Raw genomic sequence first — 11,488 nt, 5'->3', positions numbered from 1 at the left:
GTCGGGAGTCGGGAGTCGTCAGGCATGCAGGCCTTTGCGCGGGCCCATGCCCATGCCGGCGTGTTGCGCCGGCCGGCAGTAGGGGATGTGGCCAGATGGCGTCCGGGCGCCGGAAACAGCAAAGGCCCGGATGCGGACGCACCCGGGCCTTTGTCATTGCACAGACCACCACCGCGACGGCGCCATCGGCGACGCGCCGCGATGATCAGGGCTGAGCCCGCCTCAGCGGCTGCCGCCCGCCGTGGTCACGGCACGCTTTTCCAGCGCTTCACGCAACTGCGCCGGCGGCAGGTAGCCGCCGAGCTGGGTCCCGTCGGGTGCAAAGATCGCCGGGGTGCCGTTGACGCCGAGGCGCTGGCCCAGCGTGTATTCCATCGACACCGGGTTCTTGCAGTCCTTGGACGCCACCGGCTGGCCGGACTTGGCGGCGGTGAGCGCCTGCTTGCGATCGGCCGCACACCAGACCGCAATCATTTCCTTGTGGTCCTGGCTGCCCAGCCCCATGCGCGGGAATGCCAGGTATTCCACGGCGATACCCTGCTTGTTGAGCTCGCCGATCTCGCTGTGCAGCTTGCGGCAGTAACCGCATTCCACGTCGGTGAAGACGGTGACGGTGTACTTCGGGTTGGCTGGCGCGAACACGATGCGATCGGCCTTGGGCACGGTGTCCAGCTGCTTGCGCCGATAGGCCAGCAGGCCGGGGCTGGCCGCGAACTGCTTGTTCTGGATGTCGAACGGCTGGGCCTGGATCAGGTAGCGGCCGTCGTCGCTGACGTACAGCACCTGCCCGCCGACGACCACTTCGCGGAAGCCGGGGAACGGCGCGGCGCCGATGTAGTCGGGCTTGAAGTCCGGGTCCAGCGCCTTGAGCGCCGCGCCCACACGCTGATCCACATTGCCGGCAGCGGCAGGCGCGGTGGCGGCCGGCTTGGCGCCAGCGTTGCTTGCCGCGGGCTGCGAGGATTGCGCGCAGGCGGTGAGGCTGATGGCGCCCAGCAGTGCGGCGATGGCAAGACGATACATTCACGCATCCAGTGGAATGGGGTGGCTGGATTCTCGCACAGGGCAGATGAAGCCAGGCAGCGGCCGCGACAGTTTGTTCGTTCGCCGGCCGGTGGGTTCGTGACCATTGGACACCAGGCATGCACCGCAGGCCAGCGGGCGCCGCCAATTTGCGCGACCGGCGCCATCGATCCTCGGGGAACGCGCGTGCAGGCGACGGTGCCGTCCCGGCAACACCTCGCTAGCCGCGCGGGTGATGCCTGGCATGCAGCGTCTGCAGGTGCTGCCGCGCGACCAGCGTGTAGATCTGGGTGGTGGACAGCGAGCTGTGGCCCAACAGCATCTGCAGCGCGCGCAGGTCGGCGCCGTGGTTGAGCAGATGGGTCGCAAAGCTATGCCGCAGGCCGTGCGGGCTGACCGTTGCCGGGTCGATGCCGGCCAGCGCCGCGTAGCGTTTGACCAGCGACCAGAACTGCTGGCGGCTGGGCGGCTGCCGCGCAGCGTCGATGAACAGGGGCACCTGCCCGTCTACGGCGGGTACCTGCTTCCCGTCGGCCAGCAGCGTGCGCGTCTCGCGCAGATAGCGTTCCAGCCAGTGCTGCGATTCTTCGCCCAGCGGCACCAGGCGCTCCTTGCTGCCCTTGCCGGTGACGCGCAGCACGCCCTGGCGCAGGTTGACGCCCACCGCCGGCAGCGTGACCAGCTCGCTGACCCGCAGCCCGGCCGCATACATCAGCTCGAGCATGGCGCGGTCGCGCAGGCCGAGCGGCGTCTGGATGTCGGGCGCGGCCAGCAAGGCATCGATCTGGGTTTCGGTCAGCGCCTTGGGCAACGAGCGCGGCAATCGCGGCGGGTCCAGCAGCGTGGTGGGGTCGTCGCTGCGCACGCCATCACGCAGGCACAGGCCGTAGAAGGCGCGCAAGGTCGACAATAGCCGGGCATTGCTGCGCGGCGAATACCGCGCCTCGGTGCGCCAGCGCAGATAGTCGAACAACACCGCGCGGTCGACGCCGAGCAGGCCGCCGCCGGCACCATCGCGCCAGCGTGCCAGCCCCTCCAGATCGCGCCGGTAGCTCTCCAGGGTCTGCCGCGCCACGCCCTGTTCGGCCCACAACCGATCCAGGAAGCGCTCGATGGCCGCGGCGTCGGCCGCCTGGACGGGGGGCAACTGCTGGGCAAGCTGGCGGCGTTCGGCGGGACTGCTGGCTGACATCGCAACAGCATAAACGGGCGGCGCGGTTGAGGGACGCTGCGCTGGCTGTCGCCTGCACGCAGCCTGCCCGGATGCGCGGCGTCGTGGTGCCGCTGCGCCAAGCGGCTGTGCCAGGCTTGACCGACCGCGTCACCTGCAGAGAGACCGATAACCGGCAGCGGTGTGGCGGAAATGCGGCGGTGTACGCGCCGCGAGCCGGCACCACGGCAGGCAGACGCTGGGCACAGGCACGCGCCCGATCGAGACGCCTGGCGCAGCGCGATGTAGCGATGGCGCAGCACGTGCACGCCCCGGATCGCCGTCACCGCAGCGCAGCGTTGCGCCGTGCCTGCCGGCCGCTATGCTCGCGCCATGACCTCGATCCCGTCGCCTCGCGTTGCACGGCCCCCCGCCCTGGTGGGCTGGCGACTGCTGGCGATGTGCTACGACGCCTGGCCGGTACTGGCACTGTCGATGCTGATCTCCGCCGCATTCACGCTGGGCTTTACGCTCGCCGGGCACCCGGCGCGGGAAAACATCGCTCCCTTCAGCAGCTGGCAGTGGCTGCTGTGGCTGTGCTGCTGGGTCGCCGGCGGGATCTACGCCACGGTGAGCTGGCGGCGCGGTGGGCAGACCCTGGGCATGCGCCCGTGGCGACTGCAGCTGCAAGGGCCATCACCCAGCTGGCGACAGGCCTGGATGCGTTATGCAGTGGGCACGCTGTCGCTGATGCTGGGCGGCGCCGGATTCTGGTGGGCATGGCTGGATCGCGAGCGCCTGACCTGGCATGACCGTGCGAGTGGCACCCGGCTGGAGCGCCGCATCAAGCCAGGCCATCAACCCCGATAACCGTCCCCACTGCACCATCGTCATCGTCGTCGACATGGCAGTGGCGTGCGTGACGCGTCTGCACTCAACCGCACTGCCCCCAAGGCGTGCCCGCCAGCACCGCGTGTCCAGCAAGGCGGCCAGCACCCCCTTCGCTGCTGCCTAAAAGTCGGCAGAGGGCCGCTCGATCAGTGCTTGCAGCCCGTAACCAAGCAGGTACAGAACCGCCAGCATCGGCGGATACAACAGGGCGTACGCCCACGCCCAGGAGAGATGCTCCAGAAAGGCCGTCGCGCCCACTGCATGCACCATCTCCAGCTGCGGCGTGAGCGGCAGCTGCAACAGGACGAAGCTCCCCTTCGGGTCGGTGCTCGCATTGGCGGCCCAGACGCACAGCAGGGTTACCGCCAGATAAGGCAGACACAGCAGCAGCCCACCGATACTTACGCGACGCATACGGCACCATTGGCTAGCACATCATCCCCCGGCTGGCGGACGTGCCGCGCCAGCGGACGCGCGTACGGACCAGCAATGCCCTGCGGCACACCCGGCATCGCATCGCGCCAGCAGCAGCGTTTAGCTACTGCGTCGCCTGAACAACCACACCGACACCCCCAGCATCACCATCGGCGGCAATGCGTAGGCGATGCGGTAGTCCAGCTTGAGCGCGCCGGCCATGCGGCCGAAGAACAGCTGCAGCAGCCAGAATCCCAGTGCAAACAGGATGCCCAGGAACAGGCGTTTGCCCAGACCACCGCTGCGCAGCGAGCCGAACGAAAACGGGATGGCCGCCATGCACAGCGCCAGCACGTTGAGCGGGTAGAACCAGCGACTCCAGTACTGGTCTTCGTAATCGCGCGCATCCAGGCCGTTGCGGCGCCGGTATTCGATGCTCTGCTGCAGTTCGTGGGCCGAGAGATTCCGCGGCTTGGCCAGTCCGGCCGCCAGCGCCGCAGGACTCAGCTGCGACTGCCAGGGCAGTTCCGGGAAGGTTTCGCGCTGCACCGAGCGTTCCTGGAAGGTATCGCGGCGCACCTGGCGCAAGGTCCAGCGGCCGTCACGGTGCTCGGCCACCGCTGCGTAGGTCAGCTGCTGCATGCGGCCGCTGGCGTCCAGGTGATACAGGCGCACGTCGTGCAGGGCCAGCGCGGTACCGCCGCCCTCGAGCAGCTTTTCTTCGCCGCTGAGTGCGTTGAGGAAGGTGTCGCCCTCGCGCGCCCACAGCCCCGAGTAGCGCGCCATTGCCATGTTGCTGTTGTAGCGCGCGCTGGTCTTGAGCGTGTCGGCCTGGTTCTGGGCCCATGGCCCGATCGTCTCGCCACTGATCACCATGCCTGCGGTCAGCAGCGCCATTGCGGCCACCACCGAGGCGGACATGCGCTTGCGCGACACGCCCAGCGCACGCAGCGCGGTCAATTCCGAGGTTGCCGCCAACTGGCCCAGGCCCATCAGGGCGCCGATGACGGCGGCGGTGGGAAACAAGGTGTAGGCCCGGCGTGGCACGGTATAGGCCACATAGGCCACCGCATGCCCGAAGCTGTAGCTGCCCTGCCCGATGCTCTTGGCTTCGCTGGCAAACGCATTGACCAGGTCCAGGCCCAACAGCACCGCCCAGGTCAGCAGCACGGTGAACAACACTACCCTACCGACGTACCAATCGTGGACCCGCGGCATCAGCCTCATGCGCGCACCCTCGGCCGACGCACGCGGCCATCGCGCGCATATGCCCAGATCGCCACGCCCAGCAGCGGCAGGGTCAGCCACCACAGGCCCAGCGCGGCCGGGGTCTTGCCGTTGGCGATCCACTGGGTGCCGACGATCATCAGATTGGTGCCGACCATGTACGCCAGGAACGCCAGCATGATCCGGCCATAGCGCTGCTGGCGCGGCGCGCTGCGCGACAGCGGCAGGGTCAGCAGGGCAAAAGCCAGCGCCAGCAGCGGCGGCGCCAGCCGCTCGTGCAGCTGCGCACGCGCGGCCGGGCGTTCATCGCTGAGCAATTGGGTGGTCCACATCACTTCCGGGTCGTTGGCATCGTGCACCTGGGTGCGGTCGGGTAGCGCCACGTCGTTGCTGGCGAACTTCATCAGGCGGTAGTCCAGGGTGGCGCCTGCGGCCGGGCCCTCGATGCGGTAGCCGTCTTCCAGGCGCAGGTAGCGGTCGGTCTTGCCTTCGAAGAACATCGCCCCGCGTTGCGCGGTGACCACATCGATGCGGTCGTCCTTCTGGCGCTGCAGGAACACCTTGCCCAGGCCCTTGCCGTCGGCCGAAATCGTGGTCAGGTAGACCACGCCGCCGCCGGACAGCGGGGTGAACTTACCCGACTCCAGGCCGGCCATCAGCACGCTGCGATTGGCGTCTTCCAGCATGGTCTCGGCGGTGCGGCTGGCCCAGGGGCCCAACCACAGCGAACACAGCCCGATGATGGCCACCACCGGCACCACCAGCATCAGCATCGGCCGCAACATGCGCCTGGGGCCCACGCCAATGGCGGTGATGACGGCCATTTCTGAATCGCGGTACAGCCGCGCCAGCGCCAGCAACAGGCCCAGCATCAGCGCCAGCGGCAGGATGATGGGCAGGTAGGCCACGAACTGCAGGCCCACCTGCGACAGCAACAAGCGAGCGGGGATGCGGCCGTCGGCGATATTGCCGAGGATATCCACCAGCACACCGCCGACGCTGACGACCAGCAGCACGATCAAGGTGGCCAGGAAGCTCTGGGTGAAATCGCTAAGCAGGTATCGATCGAGCTTCGGCATGGGGTGGGCTTGTTTTAAACTCTCGGATTCGTTCGCGGCGCCGCCAGCCTAGTCCGGTTGGCGTAAACAGCCCGCGATTGTACGGATTTGCCTACGGAATCTGATCAATGGCCCTGCAATTCACCCTGAACCAAGACGCGCCGGCAAGCGCTGCCGTCGACTGCATCGTGGTTGGCGTGTTCGCCGACAAGACCCTTTCGCCTGCCGCCCAGGCGCTGGACAGCGCCAGCCAGGGCCGTCTGAGCGCCCTGGTGGCACGCGGCGACGTGACCGGCAAGACCGGCAGCACCACGCTGGTCCATGACCTGCCGGGCGTCAGCGCCCCGCGCGTGCTGGTGGTGGGGCTGGGCGAAGCCGGCAAGTTCGGCGTGGCGCCCTACCTGAAGGCCATCGGCGATGCGACCCGTGCGCTGAAGACCGGCGCGGTCGGCACCGCCCTGCTCACCCTGACCGAGCTGACCGTCAAGGCCCGCGATGCAGCCTGGAACATCCGCCAGGCGGTGACCGTCAGCGACCATGCCGCCTACCGCTACACCGCCACCCTGGGCAAGAAAAAGGTCGACGAGAGCGGCCTGAGCACCCTGGCCATCGCCGGCGACGACGCCCGCGCACTGGCCGTGGGCGTGGCCACCGCCGAGGGCGTGGAGTTCGCCCGCGAGCTGGGCAACCTGCCGCCGAACTACTGCACCCCGGCCTACCTGGCCGACACCGCGGCCGCGTTTGCCGGCAAGTTTCCCGGCGCCGAGGCCGAGATCCTGGACGAGGCGCAGATGGACGCGCTGGGCATGGGCTCGCTGCTGTCGGTGGCGCGCGGCTCGGCCAACCGCCCACGCCTGATCGTGCTGAAGTGGAACGGCGGCGGCGACGCGCGCCCGTATGTGCTGGTCGGCAAGGGCATCACCTTCGACACCGGCGGCGTCAACCTCAAGACGCAGGGCGGCATCGAGGAAATGAAGTACGACATGTGCGGCGGCGCCAACGTCATCGGCACCTTCGTGGCCACGGTCAAGGCCGAGCTGCCGATCAACCTGGTGGTGGTGGTGCCGGCGGTCGAGAACGCCATCGACGGCAATGCGTACCGCCCGTCGGACGTGATCACCAGCATGTCCGGCAAGACCATCGAGGTCGGTAACACCGACGCCGAGGGCCGCCTGATCCTGTGCGATGCGCTGACCTACGCCGAACGTTTCAACCCGGAAGCGCTGGTGGACGTGGCCACGCTGACCGGCGCCTGCATGGTGGCACTGGGCCACCAGACCGCCGGGCTGATGAGCAAGCACGACGACCTGGCCAACGAATTGCTGGCCGCCGGCGAGCATGCGTTCGACCGCGCCTGGCGCCTGCCGCTGTGGGACGAATACCAGGGCCTGCTGGACTCCACCTTTGCAGACGTCTACAACATCGGCGGCCGCTGGGGCGGCGCGATCACGGCGGGTTGCTTCCTGTCGCGCTTCACCGAAAACCAGCGCTGGGCGCACCTGGACATTGCCGGCGTGGCCAGCGACGAAGGCAAGCGCGGCATGGCCACCGGCCGCCCGGTCGGGCTGCTGACGCAGTGGTTGCTCGACCGCGCCGCAAGCGGCGCGGCGTGATTGGGGAGTGGAGATTCGGGATTCGTGCAAGCACACGCATCCCGCCGTCCTTAGCAACTCGCAGGCAGACAGTGACCCGCTGTTACCAATCCCGAATCCCACTCAACGAATCCCTGCTCTGATGCCCCGTGCCGACTTCTATCTGATCGCCAAGCCGCGCTTCCTCAACGAACCGCTGCGGCTGGTCTGCGAGCTGGCGCGCAAGGCCAACGACGCCAACTTGTCCACGTTGATCCTGGCCCGCGATGCAGAACAGGCCGAGGCGCTGGACGACCTGCTGTGGGCGTTCGACGACGAAGCCTATGTGCCGCACCAGATCGCCGGCACCGACGAGGAAGACGAACTGGCGCCGGTGCTGATCGCCGCGCCCGAATTCGCCGCACCCTCGCGCCCGCTAGTGATCAACCTGCGCGACGACCCGTACCTGGGCGCCTGCGACCGCGTACTGGAAGTCGTGCCGGCCGACCCCGCCGCCCGCGAACCGCTGCGCGAACGCTGGAAGCAGTACAAGGCCCTGGGCCTGGAACTGACCAAGTACGACATGTGAGTGGGGCTGGGATTGGGGAGTTGGGATTGGGGATTCGTCAAAGCAGATTGCTGCGCCCCCTGAGGCTACATCCAACGACCAATCCAACGCGGCCGATGTTCGCTCCACAGCACCAACACTGACGTTAACGAGTGGATGGCCAGTGATTTTCGCCGGCCCCATGACGCAACCAATCCCGACTCCCGATTCCCGAATCCCGGCACCTCTATGACCACCCTCGCCTCCAGCTACGACCCCGCTTCCTTCGAATCGCGCCTGTATGCGCAGTGGGAGGCGGCTGGTTATTTCGTGCCGTCCGGCAAGGGCGAGCCGTACACCGTGTTGCTGCCCCCGCCGAATGTCACCGGCACGCTGCACATGGGCCATGCGTTTCAGCAGACGCTGATGGATGCGCTGGTGCGCTATCACCGCATGCGCGGCTACGACACGCTATGGCAGGTGGGCACCGACCATGCCGGCATCGCCACCGAGATGGTGGTGTCGCGCAATCTTGCGCTGGAAGGCAAAGGCGAAACGCGCGACTCGCTGGGGCGCGAAGGCTTCATCGCCAAGGTGTGGGAATGGAAGGCCGAATCCGGCGACACCATCGAGCGCCAGATGCGCCGGCTGGGTACCTCCAGCGATTGGTCGCGCAGCACCTTCACCATGGACCCGCAGCCGTCGGCGGCGGTGAATGAGGCCTTCGTGCGCTGGTACGAACAGGGCCTGATCTATCGCGGCCAACGCCTGGTCAACTGGGACCCGGTGCTGAAGACCGCCATCTCCGATCTGGAAGTGGAAAACGTCGAAGAAGACGGCTTCCTGTGGTCGATCCGCTACCCGTTGGCCGATGGCGTGACCTACGAACACGTCGAGCACGATGCCGACGGCGTCGAGACCCTGCGCGAAACCCGCGATTATCTGGTGGTGGCCACCACGCGCCCGGAAACCATGCTGGGCGATACCGCAGTGATGGTGCATCCGGAAGATCCGCGCTACGCCACGCTGCACAGCGCCCGCATCGTGCTGCCGCTGACCGGCCGGCAGGTGCCAGTGATCACCGACGATTATGTCGACCGCGCCTTCGGCACCGGCGTGGTCAAGGTCACGCCTGCGCATGACTTCAACGATTACCAGGTGGGCGTGCGGCATGACCTGCCGCTGATCAACCTGTTCACCGTCACCGCCACCATCAACGAGAATGCGCCGGAGCGTTATCGCGGCCTGGATCGTTATGACGCACGCAAGCTGGTGCTGTCGGAACTGGAAGACCTGGGCGTATTGGTCGAAACCAAGCCGCACAAACTGCAGGTGCCGCGCGGCGATCGCACCGGCCAGGTGATCGAGCCCTATCTCACCGACCAGTGGTTCGTGAAGATGGACGCGCTGGCCAAGCGCGGGCTGGAGCTGGTCGAAAGCGGCCAGGTCAAGTTCGTGCCGCCGAACTGGATCAACACCTATCGCCACTGGATGGAGAACATCCAGGATTGGTGCATCAGCCGTCAGCTGTGGTGGGGCCACCGCATTCCGGCGTGGTTCGACGATGCCGGCAAGTATTACGTCGGCCACGACGAAGCCGAGGTGCGAGCGACGCATGGCCTGGGCGCAGAGATCGCCTTGCATCAGGACAGCGATGTGCTGGAAACCTGGTTCTCCTCGCAGCTGTGGCCGTTCTCCACGCTGGGCTGGCCGGAGGCGCAGGCGATGGCCGAGCGCGGCTTCGAGCGCTACCTACCGTCGTCGGTGCTGGTCACCGGGTTCGACATCATCTTCTTCTGGGTGGCGCGCATGATCATGGCCACCGACAGCTTCACCGGCCAGGTGCCGTTCCGCGATGTCTACATCACCGGCCTGATCCGCGATGCGCAAGGCCAGAAGATGTCCAAGTCCAAGGGCAACGTGCTCGACCCGCTGGACATCATCGACGGCATCAGCATCGAAGCGCTGGTTGCCAAGCGCACGCATGGCTTGATGCAACCGCGCATGGCCGAAAAGATCGAAAAAGCCACGCGCAAGGAATTTCCGGACGGCATCATCGCCCATGGTGCGGATGCGCTGCGCTTCACCATCGCCGCACTCGCCACCCACGGCCGCGACATCAAGTTCGATCTGGGGCGTGCCGAAGGCTACAAGAACTTCTGCAACAAGTTGTGGAATGCCACGCGCTTCGTGCTGATGAACACCGAAGGCGCACGCTTCAACGGCGTGCCGCAGCCGCGTACCGAAGCGGAGAAGTGGATCCTGGCGCGGCTGGACAAGGTCACCGCCGAAACGCACGCGCATTACGCCAACTACCGCTTCGACCTGCTCGCGCAGTCGCTGTACGAGTTCGCCTGGAATGCGTTCTGCGACTGGTTCGTGGAACTGGCCAAGCCTGCGCTCAACGGCGAGGACGCCGCAGATGCGACCAGCACCCGCCACACCCTGCTGTACGTGCTCGATGCCTTGCTGCGTTTGCTGCACCCGCTGACCCCGTTCGTCACCGAAGAACTGTGGCAGCAGGTTGCACCGCGCCTCGGCATCACCGCTGCAACGATCTCACTGCAGGCCTTCCCGCAGGTCGGCGATGTGGACACCAGCAGCTACGCCAGCGCAGACGCCGATGTCGAATGGCTGAAGTCGATGGTGTCGGCATTGCGCCGCGTGCGCAGCGAATTGAACGTGCCGCCCTCCAGGCAGGTGCGCCTGCTGCTGCAGGCCGGCACCGCTGAGGACCGCCCACGCGTTGCCCGCTTCGCCTCGCAGCTGTCGTTCCTGCTCAAGCTGGAGACGATCGACTGGCTGGACGCCGGCCAGGGCACGCCACCGGCCGCCGCCGCCATCGTCGGCGAGCTCACCTTGCTGGTGCCGCTGGAAGGCCTGGTCGACATGGAAGCCGAGCGCACCCGCCTGGACAAGGAGATCAAGCGCGTGGAAGGCGAGATCGGCAAGTGCAACGGCAAGCTGGGCAACGCCACCTTCGTGCAGAACGCGCCGGCGGCGGTGGTCGAACAGGAGCGCGCGCGCTTGAACGACTGGACCGTGCAATTGACCGCTCTGCGGGAACAGCGCGCCAAGATCTGACGCAGCGGATCGTCTCGGTGCGCTGCAACTGCACGGCCACGCATCCGTGCAAGCGGCACCGATGCGACGGCAACACCGGGCCGGGCACTGGGCGGATCGCTCAGAGCGATGAATGCATGCACTGCTTGGTGGTGCACCGACCATCGTGACCGGCCTTTGGCCGCCCACCGTCGCGGGACCTTCTGCGGCATGGATGCCGCAGAAGAGCCTTATCTGTTCGGAATGTGGCAGCGTAGGTGTCGAGAGCCGGCGGGGGCTGCCGTATGAGCCTGGATCTGAGCGATCGCCTTGGAGCTTGGCACCCACGCCGGAATCTCCCTTGTTTCGCCCGAACAGTTGCCCGAGGTGACACTCGAAACGATAAGACTGGGCAGGCAAGGGAGCTCTCGACATTTCCAGCCTAGCGGAGATCTCCCATGAGCGGAATCGGGATCGATGTGTGCAAGAAGTCCCTGGATGCGGCTGTCTTTCAAGGTGAGGCCCGCCAGTTCAGTAACACGGCAAGCGGGCACTGCAAGCTCGT

General features: G+C 66.9%; 9 protein-coding genes. 4 read left to right on the top strand and 5 right to left on the bottom strand.

What is annotated here, in order from left to right:
• Nucleotides 1-222 precede the first annotated feature (222 nt).
• Together OZ10_RS16640 and xerD are read right to left on the bottom strand one after the other, a co-directional pair.
• Nucleotides 223-1,023, bottom strand: a complete 801-nt coding sequence (locus OZ10_RS16640) for a DsbC family protein (protein ID WP_039413731.1) — start codon at nt 1,021-1,023, stop codon at nt 223-225.
• 220 nt (nt 1,024-1,243) lie between these two features.
• Nucleotides 1,244-2,215 (bottom strand): site-specific tyrosine recombinase XerD, encoded by a 972-nt coding sequence (xerD, locus tag OZ10_RS16635; RefSeq protein WP_039565980.1) that lies wholly within the window; start codon nt 2,213-2,215, stop codon nt 1,244-1,246.
• 351 nt (nt 2,216-2,566) lie between these two features.
• Between xerD and OZ10_RS16630 the strand changes: the two genes are divergently transcribed.
• Complete coding sequence (locus OZ10_RS16630; RefSeq protein WP_039413727.1) at nt 2,567-3,043, top strand: RDD family protein; 477 nt, start codon at nt 2,567-2,569, stop codon at nt 3,041-3,043.
• A 141-nt stretch (nt 3,044-3,184) separates the two neighbouring features.
• On the opposite strand, the gene OZ10_RS16625 is transcribed toward OZ10_RS16630, so the two are convergent.
• From OZ10_RS16625 to lptF, 3 genes are all read right to left on the bottom strand, one after another.
• Nucleotides 3,185-3,478, bottom strand: a complete 294-nt coding sequence (locus tag OZ10_RS16625; protein WP_039413724.1) for a hypothetical protein — start codon at nt 3,476-3,478, stop codon at nt 3,185-3,187.
• Nucleotides 3,479-3,598: 120 nt separating this feature from the next.
• A complete protein-coding gene (gene lptG / locus OZ10_RS16620; protein WP_039413719.1) occupies nt 3,599-4,705 on the bottom strand; it encodes an LPS export ABC transporter permease LptG in 1,107 nt (368 codons plus the stop codon).
• The gene (gene lptF, locus OZ10_RS16615) at nt 4,702-5,784 is read right to left on the bottom strand and encodes an LPS export ABC transporter permease LptF (RefSeq protein WP_039413717.1); all 1,083 of its coding nucleotides are present in this window, start codon (nt 5,782-5,784) and stop codon (nt 4,702-4,704) included. Before lptF ends, lptG begins: the two co-directional genes overlap by 4 nt.
• A 107-nt stretch (nt 5,785-5,891) precedes the next feature.
• On the opposite strand from lptF, the gene OZ10_RS16610 reads away from it, so the two are divergent.
• The 3 genes from OZ10_RS16610 (at nt 5,892) to OZ10_RS16600 (ending at nt 10,965) form a co-directional block, all read left to right on the top strand.
• The gene (locus OZ10_RS16610) at nt 5,892-7,376 is read left to right on the top strand and encodes a leucyl aminopeptidase (RefSeq protein WP_039565976.1); all 1,485 of its coding nucleotides are present in this window, start codon (nt 5,892-5,894) and stop codon (nt 7,374-7,376) included.
• Between the two features lie 121 nt (nt 7,377-7,497).
• On the top strand, nt 7,498-7,923 hold the full coding sequence (locus tag OZ10_RS16605; RefSeq protein WP_003490202.1) for a DNA polymerase III subunit chi: 426 nt from the start codon (nt 7,498-7,500) through the stop codon (nt 7,921-7,923).
• A 207-nt stretch (nt 7,924-8,130) separates the two neighbouring features.
• Entirely contained in the window at nt 8,131-10,965 is a 2,835-nt protein-coding gene (locus tag OZ10_RS16600) for a valine--tRNA ligase (RefSeq protein WP_039413705.1), read from the top strand.
• Nucleotides 10,966-11,488: the final 523 nt, after the last annotated feature.

It is taken from the genome of Xanthomonas cannabis pv. cannabis (assembly GCF_000802365.1).
Taxonomy (GTDB): domain Bacteria; phylum Pseudomonadota; class Gammaproteobacteria; order Xanthomonadales; family Xanthomonadaceae; genus Xanthomonas; species Xanthomonas cannabis.
This window is presented reverse-complemented; position numbering and strand designations above follow the sequence as displayed.

Excerpts from the sequence above, each read along its gene's own strand:
- xerD (WP_039565980.1), bottom strand. The coding sequence starts at position 2,215 with ATGTCAGCCAGCAGTCCCGCCGAACGCCGCCAGCTTGCCCAGCAGTTG.
- OZ10_RS16600 (WP_039413705.1), top strand. The coding sequence starts at position 8,131 with ATGACCACCCTCGCCTCCAGCTACGACCCCGCTTCCTTCGAATCGCGC.
- OZ10_RS16630 (WP_039413727.1), top strand. The coding sequence starts at position 2,567 with ATGACCTCGATCCCGTCGCCTCGCGTTGCACGGCCCCCCGCCCTGGTG.
- lptF (WP_039413717.1), bottom strand. The coding sequence starts at position 5,784 with ATGCCGAAGCTCGATCGATACCTGCTTAGCGATTTCACCCAGAGCTTC.
- OZ10_RS16625 (WP_039413724.1), bottom strand. The coding sequence starts at position 3,478 with ATGCGTCGCGTAAGTATCGGTGGGCTGCTGCTGTGTCTGCCTTATCTG.
- OZ10_RS16610 (WP_039565976.1), top strand. The coding sequence starts at position 5,892 with ATGGCCCTGCAATTCACCCTGAACCAAGACGCGCCGGCAAGCGCTGCC.
- OZ10_RS16605 (WP_003490202.1), top strand. The coding sequence starts at position 7,498 with ATGCCCCGTGCCGACTTCTATCTGATCGCCAAGCCGCGCTTCCTCAAC.
- lptG (WP_039413719.1), bottom strand. The coding sequence starts at position 4,705 with ATGAGGCTGATGCCGCGGGTCCACGATTGGTACGTCGGTAGGGTAGTG.
- OZ10_RS16640 (WP_039413731.1), bottom strand. The coding sequence starts at position 1,023 with ATGTATCGTCTTGCCATCGCCGCACTGCTGGGCGCCATCAGCCTCACC.